The 15585-nt window shown below is 64.4% G+C and carries 12 protein-coding genes; 6 read left to right on the forward strand and 6 right to left on the reverse strand.

Features of this window, described 5'->3' with window-relative positions:
* Window positions 1-26: 26 nt before the first annotated feature.
* Together B6V72_RS01495 and B6V72_RS01500 are read right to left on the reverse strand one after the other, a co-directional pair.
* Entirely contained in the window at window positions 27-1211 is a 1185-nt protein-coding gene (locus B6V72_RS01495) for an ABC transporter substrate-binding protein (RefSeq protein WP_075774905.1), read from the reverse strand.
* Window positions 1212-1402: 191 nt separating this feature from the next.
* Entirely contained in the window at window positions 1403-2431 is a 1029-nt protein-coding gene (locus B6V72_RS01500) for a GlxA family transcriptional regulator (RefSeq protein ID WP_088734316.1), read from the reverse strand.
* Window positions 2432-2651: 220 nt separating this feature from the next.
* Between B6V72_RS01500 and B6V72_RS01505 the strand changes: the two genes are divergently transcribed.
* Window positions 2652-4022: a 3-deoxy-7-phosphoheptulonate synthase class II gene (locus tag B6V72_RS01505; RefSeq protein ID WP_075775120.1), complete on the forward strand. Its 1371-nt coding sequence runs from the start codon at window positions 2652-2654 to the stop codon at window positions 4020-4022.
* A 106-nt stretch (window positions 4023-4128) separates the two neighbouring features.
* Here B6V72_RS01505 and B6V72_RS01510 read toward each other — a convergent pair whose 3' ends face one another.
* A complete protein-coding gene (locus B6V72_RS01510) occupies window positions 4129-5388 on the reverse strand; it encodes an O-antigen ligase family protein (protein WP_146696151.1) in 1260 nt (419 codons plus the stop codon).
* Between the two features lie 363 nt (window positions 5389-5751).
* On the opposite strand from B6V72_RS01510, the gene B6V72_RS01515 reads away from it, so the two are divergent.
* Window positions 5752-6909, forward strand: a complete 1158-nt coding sequence (locus B6V72_RS01515; protein WP_088734321.1) for a glycosyltransferase — start codon at window positions 5752-5754, stop codon at window positions 6907-6909.
* Between the two features lie 6 nt (window positions 6910-6915).
* Here B6V72_RS01515 and B6V72_RS01520 read toward each other — a convergent pair whose 3' ends face one another.
* The gene (locus tag B6V72_RS01520; RefSeq protein ID WP_168172989.1) at window positions 6916-8379 is read right to left on the reverse strand and encodes a lipopolysaccharide biosynthesis protein; all 1464 of its coding nucleotides are present in this window, start codon (window positions 8377-8379) and stop codon (window positions 6916-6918) included.
* Between the two features lie 637 nt (window positions 8380-9016).
* On the opposite strand from B6V72_RS01520, the gene B6V72_RS01525 reads away from it, so the two are divergent.
* Both B6V72_RS01525 and B6V72_RS01530 read left to right on the forward strand, forming a co-directional pair.
* Window positions 9017-9724: a sugar transferase gene (locus tag B6V72_RS01525; RefSeq protein ID WP_088734325.1), complete on the forward strand. Its 708-nt coding sequence runs from the start codon at window positions 9017-9019 to the stop codon at window positions 9722-9724.
* 13 nt (window positions 9725-9737) lie between these two features.
* On the forward strand, window positions 9738-10922 hold the full coding sequence (locus B6V72_RS01530; protein ID WP_088734327.1) for a polysaccharide biosynthesis/export family protein: 1185 nt from the start codon (window positions 9738-9740) through the stop codon (window positions 10920-10922).
* Window positions 10923-10956: 34 nt separating this feature from the next.
* Here B6V72_RS01530 and B6V72_RS01535 read toward each other — a convergent pair whose 3' ends face one another.
* Window positions 10957-11958 (reverse strand): glycosyltransferase family 2 protein, encoded by a 1002-nt coding sequence (locus tag B6V72_RS01535; RefSeq protein WP_088734329.1) that lies wholly within the window; start codon window positions 11956-11958, stop codon window positions 10957-10959.
* 279 nt (window positions 11959-12237) lie between these two features.
* On the reverse strand, window positions 12238-13392 hold the full coding sequence (locus B6V72_RS01540; protein WP_088734331.1) for a glycosyltransferase family 2 protein: 1155 nt from the start codon (window positions 13390-13392) through the stop codon (window positions 12238-12240).
* A 216-nt stretch (window positions 13393-13608) separates the two neighbouring features.
* On the opposite strand from B6V72_RS01540, the gene B6V72_RS01545 reads away from it, so the two are divergent.
* Window positions 13609-14418, forward strand: coding sequence for a family 16 glycosylhydrolase (locus B6V72_RS01545; protein ID WP_168172990.1), 810 nt, complete (start codon window positions 13609-13611; stop codon window positions 14416-14418).
* A gap of 18 nt (window positions 14419-14436) precedes the next feature.
* The gene (locus B6V72_RS01550; RefSeq protein ID WP_088734335.1) at window positions 14437-15576 is read left to right on the forward strand and encodes a glycosyltransferase; all 1140 of its coding nucleotides are present in this window, start codon (window positions 14437-14439) and stop codon (window positions 15574-15576) included.
* The last annotated feature ends 9 nt before the right edge of the window (window positions 15577-15585 follow it).

Genomic DNA, 15585 nt, shown 5'->3' on the forward strand with positions numbered 1-15585 from the left:
CGGGCTGTCTCGCGTCTGATGATCGCTTAGCGGTACTTCACCGTTTCGATCTTGTCGTCCTTGATCTCGATTTCGCGGAAGGTGCCCGCGGCTTCGCCATTGCCGATCAGGTTGACGGCGGTCGCGCCTTCGTAATCGACAGGCTTGCCTTCCTTGATCAGGTCGAGCGCCTTGCCCAGCTCGCCGGGATAGATCTTCTCGCCGGGGCCGTTCGCGACTTCCATGACCTTGTCCTTGTAGACTTTCGGGTCGGTGGAGTCGGCGGCCTGCATCGCCAGCAGCATCAGGGCCGCCGCGTCATAGGCGCCGCCCGAATAGGCCGACGAGCCGTCGAAGCCGGCTTTCTCGGCCATGCCGAGATAGGTCTTCATGCCGTCGCCCGCGGAGTCGGGAAGCTGACCGAAGGAGCCGTTGATTTCCGAGCCGAAATTGTCTTCGAGCGTCTGGCTGACCATGCCGTCGGGGAAGACGAAGGTCTCGAAGGCGCCGGTGTCGAGCGCGCCGCGCAGGATGCCCGAGCCGCCCTGGTCGATATAGCCGACGATGACGAGCGCGTCGCCACCCGCGGAGGCGAGCGATGCGACTTCGGCGGAGTAGTCGCCCTTGCCGTCTTCATGCGCGGCCGAGATCGTGACGTTGCCGCCCTTGGCCTTGTAGGCTTTCTCGAAGCTGTCCGCGAGACCCTTGCCGTAGTCGTTGTTGGTGTAGGTGACGGCGGCGTTCTTGATGCCTTTCTCGATCAGCTCATCGGCCATGACTTCGCCCTGACGCGCATCCGACGGAGCGGTGCGGAAGAACAGGCCATCGTCTTCGAGATCCGAGAGCGCCGGCGAGGTCGCCGAGGGCGAGATCATCACGACGCCGTTCGGCATGGCGACGTTCTGCAGGACAGCGGTGGTCGCGCCCGAGCACATCGCGCCCATGATGCCAGCGACCTTGTCGGTGGTGACGAGCGTTTCGCCAGCCGCGGTTGCGGCTGCTGCGTCGACGCAGGTCGAGTCGCCGCGGACTGCGGTCACGGTGTCGCCACCCAGCAGCTTGCCGGAGTCGGAGACTTCCTTGATCGCCATCTCGGCACCCTGCGCCATCGGCGGGGCGAGCGATTCAAGCGGGCCGGTAAAGCCCAGCAGGACGCCCATCTTCACGTCATCGGCATATGCGCCGGTCGCGCCAAGCGCGATCGCAGCCGAAGCCAGAAGCAGTTTTTTCATGTGTTCACTCCCGTGTTGGAACTCGCGTTCTTGCGCGAGGTTAGTGCGCGGTGCGTCAAATGTGAAGAACCGCGAGTGGCGCGATGACGCGAAAAACCGACCCGAAGGTCAAGGATCGCGCAATGCGACGTAACGGCAATTTGGGCCGTTGTGCAAATTCGTGAAAGGCGAGGGGGCGGATTGCGCAATTTTCAGTCGAGCGAGTCTTCCGGTCCAACCTCGGAGGCGGCGTCCGGGATCTCCTTCTCGCCCGTGGCGCTCGCGCCGCGTTCACGGTAGGGTGTGGTCTGGTAATGCGCGCGGTAGCATTTCGAGAAATGCGAGGGGCTGGCGAAGCCGCAGGCCATGGCAACGTTGATCACGCTCATTTCGGTCTGCATCAGCAGGTTACGCGCCTTCTGCAGCCGCAATTCCATGTAATAGCGCTTGGGCGAGCGGTTGAGGTAGCGGCGGAACAGCCGCTCCAGCTGGCGCGCCGACATGCCGACCTCGGTGGCGAGCGTCGCGGGGCTGATCGGGTCTTCGATATTGCGCTCCATCCGGCCGATCACCTGCGCGAGCTTCGGGTGGCGCACGCCGATGCGGGTGGGAATCGACAGCCGCTGAGTGTCGCGGTCCGAGCGGATCGAGGAATGGATCAGCTGATCGGCGACGGTATTGGCCAGTTCTTCGCCGTGATCGCGGGCGATCAGCCGCAGCATCAGGTCGATCGAGGCGGTGCCGCCCGCCGTCGTCACCCGGTTGCCGTCGATCACGAACACGCCCTTGGTCAGTTCGATATCGGGAAAATCCTCGGCGAAGGCGTCGATATTCTCCCAGTGGATCGTCGCGCGCTTGCCGTCGAGCAGCCCCGCGCGGGCCAGCGCGTAAGAGCCGGTGCACAAGCCGCCCATCACCGCGCCGCGCCGCGCCTCGCGCCGCAGCCAGTTCAACAGCGGCTTGCTGACCGCCTCGGCCACGTCGATGCCGCCGCAGACCAGCACCATCGTGTCGCGTCCCAGCTCCTCCAGACCGATATCGGTGCGGAAGGTCGTCCCGTTCGAGCAGGTGACATCCGCGCCGGACTCTGAGGCGAGTTTCCAAGTGTAGAGCGTGCGACCGGACACCTGGTTGGCGAGGCGCAGCGGCTCGATCGCGCTTGCGAAGGCCATCATCGTGAATCGCTCTAGAAGCAGGAAGACGACCGAACGCTGGCGTGCGTCCGGGCCAATCCGGATCATTCCTTGCGAAGGGGCTGGCCGACGGGTGGGGCGGGGATCAGGCATGTCGTCAATCCGTCATCTGTGGTGAATCACCGAAACAGGAAATTGGCGCGCGCCGCAAGAGGGGGGCAAGGTGGGCGCTGCAGACTTGTCGAAATGCAAATTCGGGTTTGTTTCCCAGACCCGCGCCGTCTATAAGCGGCGCCGAATGAACACGACCACGCTTTTGGAGGATCAGATGGGCAAGGGTTGGAGCAAATCGGACTGGCGCGCGAAACCGCGGGTTCAGATGCCCGACTATCCCGATCAGGGGGCGCTGAACGCTGTCGAGGCACAGCTGTCGCGGATGCCGCCGCTGGTCTTCGCGGGCGAGGCGCGCACGCTGAAGGCGGAGCTTGCGAAAGCTGCGCGTGGCGAGGCGTTCCTGCTTCAGGGCGGCGACTGCGCCGAGTCCTTCGGGGAATTTTCCGCCGACAATATCCGTGACACGTTCAAGGTGATGCTGCAGATGGCGGTCGTGCTCACCTGGGGCGCGAAGGTTCCGGTCATCAAGGTCGGCCGCATGGCGGGCCAGTTCGCCAAGCCGCGTTCGGCGCCGACCGAGACCATCGACGGCACCGAACTGCCGAGTTACCGCGGCGACATCATCAACGGTTTCGAGTTCACCTCGGAGGCGCGTCTGCCCGATCCGAACCGGATGCTGCAGGCCTACACGCAGGCGGCGGCGTCGCTGAACCTGCTGCGCGCCTTCTCGACCGGCGGTTTCGCCGACATCCACCGCGTCCAGAGCTGGATCGCCGGCTTCACCGATGCCGACGAGGCCGAGAAATACCGCGAAGTCGCCAACCATATCAGCGAGGCGATGGACTTCATGCGGGCCGCGGGCGTGACCTCGGAAACCGCGAATGAGCTGGCTTCGGTCGATTTCTACACGTCGCACGAGGCGCTGCTGCTGGAATACGAAGAGGCGCTCTGCCGCATCGATTCCACCTCCGGCCTGCCGATTGCGGGCACCGGTCACATGCTCTGGATCGGCGACCGAACCCGTCAGCCCGACGGTGCACATGTCGAATTCGCACGCGGCGTGCAGAACCCGATCGGTCTGAAATGCGGCCCCACCACCACCGAGGACGACCTCAAGGTGCTGATGGAGAAGCTGAACCCGGAGAACGAGGCGGGCCGTCTGACGCTGATCGCGCGCTTCGGCGCGGGCAAGGTCGGCGATCACCTGCCGCGCCTGATCCGCACGGTCGAGGCCGAGGGCGCGAATGTCGTCTGGTCCTGCGATCCGATGCATGGCAACACGATCAAGTCCGCGTCGGGCTTCAAAACCCGCCCGTTCGACTCCGTGCTGCGCGAGGTGAAGGAATTCTTCGCGATTCACAAAGCCGAGGGCACGATCCCCGGCGGCGTGCATTTCGAGATGACCGGCAAGGACGTGACCGAATGCACCGGCGGCGTGCGCGCGGTGACCGACGGCGATCTGTCCTCGCGCTACCACACCGCCTGCGACCCGCGCCTGAACGCCTCGCAATCGCTGGAACTGGCCTTCCTCGTGGCGGAGGAGCTGCAGGACCGCCGCAAGCTGGCGAAAGCGGCTTCGCAATAAGGCGCGATCGTCGCGCCGCGGCACGTTTCAACGGATTGATTGGCCCGGACCCTTGTGTTCGGGCTTTTTTTCACGCGGTTCCGACGTCCCAATCGGGTCGGGGCGCTCAGCCAGCGAACCGATCGGAATAGCGGGCCGCCGGCGTTTGTCCGAGCGCGCGGACCGCTCCGGCTGGCGCGCGCAGCGACAGCTGGTAGCGCCGCGCCACCACGATCGCCATGAACATCAGCACCGTATCGGCGGCGAATTCGGCGAAGAACATCACCTCGCTGTTCACGAGGATCACCTCGCGCACCATGTAGCCCGCCCAGAACAGTGACTCGAAGCTGGGCGAGCGGATCGCCCAGAGCACCAGAAAATAGAGCGTGTAGAGGAACAGGCCCAGTTGCATCGCGCCGCCGATCAGCCCGATCTCCACCGTGTTCGAGATGAAGGTGTTGTGGAAATGGAAGCCCACCTTGTCGGCGATCCCGAACTCCGCCCAGAGCCGCTCGGCCAGCGGGTTGCCCACCACCCAGACGCCGCGAAACCCTTCGCCCAGCAGCGGATGTTTCGCGATCTCGTCGAAGGCGGCTTGCCAGAGCGTGGTGCGCCCCGTCAGGGTCAGGTCCTTGCCGGTCAGCCGGACCATCAGCTGCGAAAGCTCGTCGAAGAAGCCGGAAACCGCGATCGCGATCAGCGCGATCAGCAGGACCGAACTGCCCGCGACCAGCAGCCTCTGCCACGGTCCGAGCCGGTTGAGGAACTTGATCGCCACCATCGCCGTGCAGGCGCCCATCGCGGCGAGGATCGCGCCCACGGAGCCGGCCACGATCAGCAGGAATGTCCCAGCCACCAGCGCCACCACGCCGGGCAGCAGGTAGCGCCGCCCGCGCCGGTCGAGCGTGATCGCCAGACCGACGAGCATCGGGATCATCGCGAATTGCGCCAGCTGGTTCTTGGAATTGTAGAGGCCGAGCCACGCGCCCGAGCCGCTGATCCGCCCGATCCCGAACTGGCAGACCGCCAGGATCAGCCCCGTCACCAGCAGCACCCGCAGCACCGTCGTCGTCGAGAGCCGCGAGCCCGCCGCGACCGCCATGCTCGCCGTCAGGGCCAGTTGCAGCCCGTGCCGGATCGTCTGCGAGGGGTAGTTCGACCAAAGGAAAGACAGCAGGCACCAGCCGATCATCACCCAGATCGCGGCGGTGGCGTAGCCTTCGTCGAGGATGCGCTGCGGCTGCCAGAAGACCAGCGCCGCCATCGCCGCCAGATAGATCAGCGCCGCCTTGGATCCCATCAACGGAATCCAGTTCAGCGCGATCAGGCCGATCGCGAATGCGAACGCCTCGGGCGAGAATGTGATCGTGTCGCGGCGGGAGATCATCTTGCGTCGAAACACCTCTGAGCGGGCGCGATCGGCACCCCTTTCCCCGATCCTCGCGCGACCCGGCAGGGCGGGCCAGCGCTTTGCCTGCTCCCGGGCGGGCCTTGCCCCGAGTGGCGAAACTATCGGCGGGTTTCATGACAAGGTGATGATCTCGCGGGCAGTCGTGAAAGCCCGATTGATACGCGCATCGGCCCGAAACCGCTCAACAGCGCGTAAGAAACAGGCGCGCGGGTGCTGCAATGCAGAAACCGGGCGGTTTTTCTTTGCTGGCGGGGCTTGGGCGGTCCTAGCTTGAACCCTGCGGCCTGCGAGGGGTGTCAAAGGCCGCGCAATGTGCCGTGACGAGTCGATGGGGGCGTCATGACTATCAAGACAGAATCGAGGCCGCTGAAGGTGCTCGCGCCGGTGGGCTATCCGTGGGATTTCAGCGGGCCGCGCCAGTCGCGTCACCGGATCGAGCGCAAGATTTTCGTGCCGTTCAACCGGATTCGTTCGGAATATGACGGGGTGACGCTGTTCGATCCGGTCTCGGCGCATCGTTGCGACCTGATCCATGCCTTCAACCGTATCCCGCTCGGGCGCAAACCCTTCGTGATCGGCTTCGAATCCGACCTGCCGCGGGTCTTCGGGCGCGAGGACTCGGGCTACGAGGCGATGCTCTATCGGATTTTGCTTTCGGATCGCTGCCGCGCGATCGTCGCGATCTCGCAATTCGCCTGCGAGAGCTTTCGCGCGACGGTAACGAAATCCCGGCTGTCGCCTGCCGATCAGACTCGGCTCCTGGATAAGCTGGAATGTCGCTACCCGTCTCTGCACCCGGGCAAGGACGCGCATGAAGAGATCGCGCTGGAGCCGCCCTTCCAGATCACCTTCGTCGGCGGGCATTTCGCGCGCAAAGGGGGATGTTCGGTCGCGCGAATGGCGGAACTGGCCCTGAAACGCGGCTTGCCATTCCATTTCAACGTGATCTCCAGCCTCACCTGCGGCGGGTCGATCTGGAGCGACCCGGAGCGGCAGGAGGTGTTCCAGCCCTATCTCGATCTACTCAACCTGCCCAATGTCACGCATCACGCGCGGATGCCGAACGCTCAGGTGGTCGAGCTTTTGCGCAATAGCCACGCGGCGGCGCTGCTGACTTTCTCGGACACGTTCGGCTTCTCGGCGGTGGAGGCGATGATCCACGGCACGCCGGTTCTGGCGACCGATCAGCGCGCGCTTCCCGAATTCATCGAGGATGGCGTCTCGGGGGCGCTGGTTGGGCGTCCGCGCACGCCGGGCGATGACGAATGGCGGCCCGAATGGTCGCTGCGCGGCACCGTCGAATGCGAGGCGATGTTCGTGGCCGAGACCGAGCGGATGGCGCAGGAGGGGATCGCGCGGCTCGAAGAGATGTTCGCCGATCCCGAAGCCTACCGTGCGATGCGCCGCGCCGCCCATGCGCAGGCGCGGGCGCTGTTCAATCCCGAGGATGCGGCGGCCTATTGGGATGGGCTGTATGAGCGGGCTGCGGCTGGCTGAACGCGGTCAGCTCGCGCGGCTTTTGCGGAAATGATCCGCCATGCCGAGGATGTCGCGCAGGAAAGCGGGCGCGCCGAGCCGTAGCAGCCCGAGATAAAGCGCACCCCCCGCCAGCACCAATACCGGGAGCGCGACCAGCGCGGGCAAACCCAGACCGTAGAACCACAGCTTCAGCACATAGACGCCCGCGGCCATGCCCAAAGCGGCGACGAAGCTCGGCAGCAGGCGCGCGAGCATCTGGCGATGGCCAAGGCCTGCGCGGCGGTTGATCTCCATCTGGAAGGGGACCAGTAGCACGATGCTAGCCACGCTGAAGAAGAGCGCGAGCCAGAGCACCGAGCCGAGATAGACCCCCAGTGCGAACGCGGGCACCAGCACCACCAGCCGGATGATCGCCCAACACAGGATGCGGTCGGTGCGGTTGTCGGCCATCAGCAGATCGGTCCCGTTCACCACGAAGCTCTGGGTCATCCCGGTTATGGTCAGCACCGCGAAAGTCGGCGCGATCTCGATCCATTTCGGCCCGAGCAACACGAGGATCAGCGGATCCGCAGCGACGGCGAGGCCGAAGGTCATCGGAAAGACCATGAAGGACACGGCCGTGATGAGCTTGAGATAAAGCGCCGAGAGCCATTCGCGGTCATGTGTCACCCGCGCCATCGCGGGATAGGCGGCAAAGGCCATGCCATGCGCGATCACCTGCACGGGCAGCTGCATCAGTTGATAGGCGCGGCTGTAGAGACCGACCGCATCGGTGCCGAGATACCGGCCCACGAGGATCGTGTCGGTCTGGGTGTTGAAGTAGGAAACGAGGCTTGAACTCGTCAGCCGCGTCGAGAACCCCATCATAGGTGCAATCTCCGCCCAGCGGAAATTCATCGAAAGCGGCAGTTTCGCGAAGAAGAAGATCGTCGTGAATTTCGTGCCCGCGAGCGTGATGTGCTGCAGGATCAATGCCCAGACCCCCGCGCCGAGCAGGGCCGCTGTGATCGAGACGATCGCGGCGAGTGTAACTGAAAGAATATCGGCGATCGCCACGTGGTGTAACTGATGCTCGCGCTGCAGCCACGCGACGGGGATCGTCATCATCACCTGAAACAACATTGCGATCCCGAGCGCACGGGCGAGCGGGGCGACAGCGGGCTCGTGATAGAAACTGCTCAACGCGCCTGCGGTGCCGATCGCGATCAGCAAGACACAGGTGCCGAGGATGCCGGTCGCCCAGAACGCCGTGGACCAGAGCATCTTCGACGGGTTGTGCGACCGCACAAGCGCCGCAGACAGGCCGATATCGCCGAAAAGAAGGAAGAAGGCGAAAGGCGTCATTGCCATCGCTGCGAGACCGAAGCTTTCCGGGCCGAGAATGCGCGCCACGATCGGCGTGACGACGAGAATGTTCAGTCCTATCCGTATGACGATCGCAACCATATTGATCGCGGCTCCGCGTGCAGAGCTTCGGGCCAGACCCATGCGCATACCTCTCGGGGCAACATCCAACCGATCGTCCGGATCCACGTGACCCGGAGTGGGACGATCCCTACCGAGAAGCGGACTATGCAGGTCCAGAATTGTCTAGGTTTTTTCAGTTGCCGGCAGGGGCGTGGCGGCGCGAAAGCTCCGTTTTGACGAGTTTCGTCTATTCATTGGGCAACGCGCGTATGAGATGGCCGCAATCGCCATAGACGAATGCCCGGTTCAGGCCGGCTTTTTGTTATCGAGAGGAGCTGAGCGATGCTCGAATGCGGCCGAAATGAGACGGGAGTTTGGCGCGTTTCGATGCGGCTCGGGGCCCTGGGAGGACGTACCGGAGCAGATCAGGCCGTCAGAAAACATTGCCTGAACCAGAGGTTGCGGAGGTCAAGCCTGTTTTCGAAGTGCTGAATAATGTGTCAAATTTAGGGCAATCTCCCATTTTCTGCGCCTGCAAAGTCGCGATCTCACTCTGGAGTTGTGGAAACCGACTTTTTCTCAAAAAAACGTTGGTCAATTTGATGGGCGATCAGCATCTTTAATCCAATGGTGAGAACATCTCTGAACGAGACGCGATCGTGAGGCATGACAGGAAGGACGGGCATTAAGGGGGGAAACTGAAACATGGAGTGGGGAAATGTCCTTCAGTTCGATACGAAACTTCGATGCCAATGCTGTCGTCATCAATCCGCCGGTGCCTCTGCCTAAAGCGCCGCGTAGCTATGAGATCCCTGTGGGCGGGCGCGTGAAACGCGCTCTCGATCTTCTTATCGTCCTGGCGATCGCGCCGTTTTTCGCGCCGCTGTTCCTCGGGCTTTGCCTGATGATCAAGCTGTCCGACGGCGGTCCGCTGTTCTACGGCCATCGCCGGATCGGCTTCGGCGGGCGGGAATTCCGCTGCTGGAAGTTCCGTTCGATGGTGACAAACGGCGATGAGGTGCTCGAACGTCACCTCATGCTGAACCCGGATCAGCGCGCGATCTGGCAAGAACAACGCAAGCTCGACGACGATCCGCGGGTGACGTCGGTTGGCGCTGTGCTGCGCAAGCTCAGCCTCGACGAGCTGCCGCAGATCATGAATGTGCTGACCGGCGAAATGAGCATCGTCGGCCCGCGCCCGGTGGTCGAAGACGAGCTGGAAAACTACGGCCAGTCGCGGTTTCACTACCTGCAGAGCCGCCCCGGCGTGACCGGAATGTGGCAGGTCAGCGGGCGATCCGACGTGACCTATCGCGAGCGTGTGCGGCTGGATCGCTTCTATGTGAGCAACTGGCGGCCGATGCTCGATATCTGGGTGCTGTTCATGACGATCCCGGCGGTGCTCTTTGCGAAAGGCGCGCGCTGAGGTGGTGCGCTCCATGAAACTCCGGCTGGCGCTGATATTGGGCATGGTTCTGCCCGCCAGCGCCGGCTTTACCGAGACCATCGTCGCGGGGGACGCGCTGTCGATCCGCGTGATGGCTTGGGACCCGATCAGCGCGGTGATGCGCGAATGGGATAGCTGGCCGACCGAGTATACGGTCGACGAGCAAGGTATTCTCACGATGCCCTTTCTCGGGCCGATGAAGGCCGAGACCACGACACCGTCCGATCTGTCGGAAGAGATCGCCAATCGGTTGATCCAGCAGCTCGGCATCACCGATATGCCGGGCGTCTCTGTCGCGATTGCGCAGCGCCCGCCGGTCTATGTGTCGGGGCTGGTGCGCACGGGCGGCAAGGTCGATTTCCGCGAGGGGATGACCGCGCGCGAGGCCCTGGCGCAGGCGGGTGGCATCCCGATGGCGGGGCTGAGCGACACCGATCCGCTGCGGGCGCGGCTGGAGGCGGAAACGCTGCTCAGCGATCTGCGGCAGAAGGAAGATACGCTCGGCGCGCGGCGCGCGCGGCTGATCGCCGAGGTCGACGGGGCCGAGACGATCGACTTCCCGCGGCTGCAGAACGATGCGAGCGGCGAGGTCCTGCGCGACCGCGAGCGCAAGATTTTCGAGCTCGACCGAGAAGAGACGAAGCGTCGGATCACCCTGATCGACGGGCGGCTGGAGCTTCTGAACTCCGAGATCGCGGCGCTCGAAAAGAAATCCGCTTCTCTCGAGGAGCAACAGGCTCTGGCGCAGAAGCAGACCGATGCGATGAACACGCTGGCCGACCGGGGGCTCGCAGCCAATGCGCGGCTTCTGGATGCGCAGCGGGTCGCGGCGACGGTCGAGACGCAGGCGCTCGATGTGCGCAGCGCAATCCTGAAGGCGCGACAGGACATCGCGTCCGCCGAAGCGGACCGGCTGGATGCGGTCGAAGGGGCGGCCGCGGCGCGGCTGGAAACCTTGCGACAGGTCGAGGCCGATCTGGACGAAATCCGCGGCAAGCGCGTCTTGCAGGAGCGGATCGTGGGGCTGCTGACCGCGATCGAGCGGCCCGAGGATGCGCTTCAGGTGCGGGTCCATCGCAAGGGTGCAAGCGACGCCGAGGTGCTGGCGATGGATGCGCCTTTGATGCCCGGCGATATCGTGGAGTTCCAACTGCTTCCGGCGCAGGTCAAAGGCTAGAAACCTAAGATATTCCAGCGCGAAAGGCGGTCCGTCACGGGCCGCCTTTTTCCTGTTCCAGCGGCAGGAGATAGCGCTGATCGGGCAGGGGTGGCGCCTCCGTCTTGCGCAAGGCCGCGAGCTTGTCGCGCGCGACCCCGCCAAACACCGGGACGAGGTTCGACAAGGGCCGCGCCGAATGACGCAGCGCCGCCGCCAGCCCGGCACGCCGTTTCACGTCGAGGAAATCGCGCAGCAGATAGCGCGCCCGGATCTCCGTCAGATAGGCGCGGAACAGCGGCGCGGCTTTCGGATCGCGCGCGACCATCGGGGCCAGTTGCTCAGCAGCGGCGAGCAGGTTTCCCAGATCTTCGGCCCTGTGGCGCCCGCTGAGACTGTCGCGGCGCACCCGCGCGACGTATCCGATATCGCGCTGCAGCCGGAACCGCGCGCCATCGAGGAACATCCGCAAATACAGATCGCAATCCTCGCCGAGCCGCAGCGCCGCGTTGTAGCGCAGCCCGTGCCGGTCGAGGAACGCGCGCGAGATCACCGGTTTCAGGATGCCGAGCTCTCCCCGGGGCTGCCCGGGCAGCGAGAGATTGCCGCGAATGAACCCGGCCAGATCGAGCGTGCTCGCCGCGTGATCGGGGAGCGCGGGCAGGCTTTCCGGGCATAGCAGGTCGGGCCGGGATTCCGGGACGAAGACGATATTGTCCGCGACGATATCGGCCGTTCCGTCCAGTGCCAGTCGTCCGAACCGTCCGGGGAGCAGGTAATCATCGGCGTCGAGGACACTCAGATAGGGCGCGGTGCTTTCGGCAATTGCAATATTGCGCGCGGCCGCGGGACCGGTGTTGCGGGTCTGCCTGATCACTTGCAGGCGCGTATCGCCGGCGGCAGCGTCATGGGCCGCCTCGCTGGTGGCGTCGCTCGAGGCGTCATCGATCACGCGCAATTCGCGCAGTTCCGGCTGGGCGAGCGCCGAACGCACTGCGTCTCCGATCGTGGCTTCAGCGTTGAAGGCGGGAATGATGACGCAGATTTCAGAGCTCAACTCTCTCTCTCCTTCGCTCAAGCTCGGAAAATGGCCGTGTGCGTGTTTGTTGATCGGAAGGAATCGGTAGTCTCCAATCGCTCCGGATTTTCGAGGTCTCTTTCTGCACCTGCACCTGCAGTACCATGCATGTCCTCTACTCGGTTCACGCGCCGCCGTTCCTCACAGTTCAAAGTTTCGAAAGACGAGATCTGACATGCAAGATCTGGCAGGCTCCGACCGGAGTTTTTCGCAAAGGCGGTAATTGCTGGGCAGAATAAGCATCGCGATAGCACATCTTTATGCAGTTTCGTTACCGGATGCGATCCAGGCGAACCAAGCGCCCGCTTCGTCCTCCGTCTCTAGCGACACGGCATGTCTTACCATAAGCGCTGAAATCTCAGCGGCTGGATCGGCGGGCTGCATATCCCAACAAGCGCCTGCTTCGGGGGGCGGCGGCACGCTGTGAGTGGCGCCCGAGCCCGTAGCGCCGAGGCTGAGAGAAAGCGGATATTTTCTTTTGTTTTGAGTGGCTTTCATACGCTTTCGCCGGGCCTGCAGGCTTTCCACGAGATTGCCGAACAGCCCCGGAGCCCGCGCCAGACGTATCGTCGCCGGACCCCAGCGATGCGCTTTCAGGTCATCGACCAGCCGCTGATAGCGCAGCATATGTTCCAAAGCCCGCCTGCGGGTCTCGAGCGCTTCCGAGAGCGACGGCGGGCAGCTCGGGCTCAGCCGCGCCTGCGCGTCGAGCATCGCTTCGAGCGCTTTGCAGGACAGCCGGTAAGACAGCGAGGCCGAATGCCTGCGATAGAGATACATCGGGTCCGGCAGCGCCATGAGACGCGCGCCGCCGATCAGCAGGCGCAGGTAGAAATCCATATCCTCGGAGATCGAGAGGCTGGTGTCGTAGCGCAGATTGCCGATTGTTTTCCGCGCGATAAGCGGTTTGAGATAGCCCAGTGGCGGCAAGGGTTTGGCCGGATCGTCGGAGGCCAGCATGTCGCGCGCGGTGACCTCGCGCGGGCAGGTCAGCTGCAAGGGCTGCAACAGAGTGCGCCCGGCGGCATTCGGCGTCTGGGAAAAGAACACCATGTCATCCGCGACCATCTGCGCATCGAGCCGGGTCGCCGCCGCCAGCAGCCGCGAGAGGCGCTGCGGATGGATCAGATCGTCGCTGTCGACGATCGCGACCCATTCGCCCCGCGCCATGTCCAGCGCCTGATTGCGCGCCGCAGCCGCCCCCCCGTTGCGCGGCATTTCGTGAAAGCGCAGCCGCGCGTCGCGGGCGGCCCAGTCGCGGGCGATCGCGGCGGAGCCATCGCCCGAGGCATCGTCGATCAGCAGCAGTTCGAGACGCGTATGATCCTGTGCCAATACGGATGCGATGGCGCGATCCAGATAGGCCGCACCCCGGTAGTTCGCCATCACGATCGAGATCAACGGAGCAGTCATGGATTGGACATTAGGAACGGAGTCGGGCCGCGCCAAGTTAGGCCGAATGCTGCGCCTGCAAAATGCATCGCCATTCGCGCATTGCCCCCTTTCGGTGCTCTATTTTTGGGCGGATGGTGAAAATCATGCGAAAAAGCGATGCGCGGGCCCGAAGGTGCTTAGCTGAAGGGGGGCCGGGGGCCACGTTTGAAGCAGATGCTGATGAAGGGGATCTGCATGTTTCGGGGGATGATCAGACGCGGCCTCGTGGCCGGGTGCGCGCTGGCTGTGGCCATGGGGGCGACACTCGCCGCCTCGGCCGAGGACGCGGACAGCAAGGGCCTCGTGACCACGCCGTTCGAGGAAACCTTCGCCCGCGTCGCCCCGGCGCGCTGGTATATCTCAGACGGCTGGAGCAATGGCGATCATCAGAACTGCACCTGGTCGCGCCGCGCCATCGGGCTTGCACCAGAAGGCGGGGCCACGCTGAAATTTCTGCCGCTCGCGAATGGGTCGATGCCCAATCTCTGCGGCGAGATCCAGACGCAGGGCTGGTTCAGCTATGGCACGTTCGAGGCGCGCGTCCGCAGCGGCGCGGGCGCGGGGTTCAATGCCGCTTTCTTCACCTATACCGGGCCGGTCCACGATCAGCCCCATGACGAGATCGATTTCGAGATCCTGACCAAGCAGCCGGATTACGTCTGGACCAATCGTTACGTCTCTGGCGACGAGGGGGACGAGGGCGGGCGCGGCATCGACATCGCAACGCCCGGGCAGGACGGGTTCCACGATTACGCGATCATTTGGGAGCCCGACCGGCTGCGCTGGTTCGTCGATGGAAAACTGGTGCGCGAGGCCACCGATCATATCCCGACGCATCGGATGAAGGTCTATTTCAGCTTCTGGGCGACGGAGACGCTCGACCGCTGGATGGGGCGGTACGAGACGCCCGACGGGCCGGTCGAGATGGTGGTCAAACGCTTCCGCTACACGCCGCTGGGCACGGGCTGCAGTTTCGACGGCTCGATCCTGTGCGATCTGAAGTGACGCGGGGTAGGTGAGGCGATGAAACTTCTCTATCTGGCGCATGATCTGGACGATGCCGCGATCTGGCGGCGGGTGCAGATGTTGGAGGCGACGGGGGCCGAGGTGGTGATCGCGGGGTTCAAGCGGCTGCCCGGTGCGCCGCAGCGGCCCGCCGAAATCCTCGGTTGGACTCAGGATGGCAAACTTGCGGCGCGGGCGCTGAGCGTGGCGCGCGCCTATCCGCAGATCCGCAGGCGGGTGCGGGCGCTGGTCTCGGTCGGGGTGGATGTGATCCTCGCGCGCAATCTGGAAATGCTGGCGCTGGGGCGGCACGCCCGCGCGGCCTTCGCGGATAAGCCGGCGCTGGTCTACGAGTTGCTCGACATTCACCGGATCATGCTGGGCCAAGGCACCGCGTCGCGGGCTTTGCGGCGGATCGAGCGCGGGCTCTTGGCCGAGACCGATCTGGTCGTCACCTCCTCGGAAGCCTTCGAGAGCGAATATCTCGAACCTTATCAACATAATACGGTTCCGGTGCACCTGGTCGAGAACAAGCCGTTCCTGCCCGAGAGCCTGATCCCGCAGGGCGCGCGGCTTGCGCCGGTCACGCAGGGCCAGATCACCATCGGTTGGTTCGGCATCCTGCGCTGTCGCTGGTCGCTGGAGACGCTCGACGGGCTGACGCGGCGCAATCCGGGGCGCTACCGGGTGGTGATCAGCGGGCGGCCCTCGCTCGACGTGATCCCCGATTTCCATGCGGTGATCGAGCCCAATGACGCTCTGGAGTTTCGCGGCAGCTACGCATGGCCCGACGAGCTGCCCGAGATTTACGGCGCCTGCGATCTGGCTTGGCTGCTCGATCGCTTCGATCCGGGCGGAAATTCGGATTGGCTGCTGCCCAATCGCCTTTACGAGGGCGGGCTGTTCGGCGCGCCGCCGATCGGGCTGTCGCATACCCAGATCGGGCGGCGGATGGCGCGGGAGGGGATCGGCGTTCAGGTCAGCGCGCCCGAGATCAGCGCGGTCGAGGATGCGCTGGCCCCGATCGGTCCCGAGGAACTCGAGGTGCTGCGCTCCGCGCTTGCGGCGCGTGAGCGCGCAAGCTGGCTGGCGAGCGCGGCGGATGGGGCGGCGATGCTGGCGGCGTTGCGCGCGCCGATCCAGTCCAATGCGGCCTGAGCGAAAGGA

It is taken from the genome of Thioclava sp. F34-6, assembly GCF_002213235.1.
GTDB classification, from domain to species: domain Bacteria; phylum Pseudomonadota; class Alphaproteobacteria; order Rhodobacterales; family Rhodobacteraceae; genus Thioclava; species Thioclava nitratireducens.

Excerpts from the sequence above, each read along its gene's own strand:
- B6V72_RS01525 (WP_088734325.1), top strand. The coding sequence starts at position 9,017 with ATGTCCTTCAGTTCGATACGAAACTTCGATGCCAATGCTGTCGTCATC.
- B6V72_RS01505 (WP_075775120.1), top strand. The coding sequence starts at position 2,652 with ATGGGCAAGGGTTGGAGCAAATCGGACTGGCGCGCGAAACCGCGGGTT.
- B6V72_RS01510 (WP_146696151.1), bottom strand. The coding sequence starts at position 5,388 with ATGATCTCCCGCCGCGACACGATCACATTCTCGCCCGAGGCGTTCGCA.
- B6V72_RS01515 (WP_088734321.1), top strand. The coding sequence starts at position 5,752 with ATGACTATCAAGACAGAATCGAGGCCGCTGAAGGTGCTCGCGCCGGTG.
- B6V72_RS01520 (WP_168172989.1), bottom strand. The coding sequence starts at position 8,379 with ATGGGTCTGGCCCGAAGCTCTGCACGCGGAGCCGCGATCAATATGGTT.
- B6V72_RS01545 (WP_168172990.1), top strand. The coding sequence starts at position 13,609 with ATGTTTCGGGGGATGATCAGACGCGGCCTCGTGGCCGGGTGCGCGCTG.
- B6V72_RS01530 (WP_088734327.1), top strand. The coding sequence starts at position 9,738 with ATGAAACTCCGGCTGGCGCTGATATTGGGCATGGTTCTGCCCGCCAGC.
- B6V72_RS01495 (WP_075774905.1), bottom strand. The coding sequence starts at position 1,211 with ATGAAAAAACTGCTTCTGGCTTCGGCTGCGATCGCGCTTGGCGCGACC.
- B6V72_RS01500 (WP_088734316.1), bottom strand. The coding sequence starts at position 2,431 with ATGATCCGGATTGGCCCGGACGCACGCCAGCGTTCGGTCGTCTTCCTG.
- B6V72_RS01550 (WP_088734335.1), top strand. The coding sequence starts at position 14,437 with ATGAAACTTCTCTATCTGGCGCATGATCTGGACGATGCCGCGATCTGG.
- B6V72_RS01540 (WP_088734331.1), bottom strand. The coding sequence starts at position 13,392 with ATGACTGCTCCGTTGATCTCGATCGTGATGGCGAACTACCGGGGTGCG.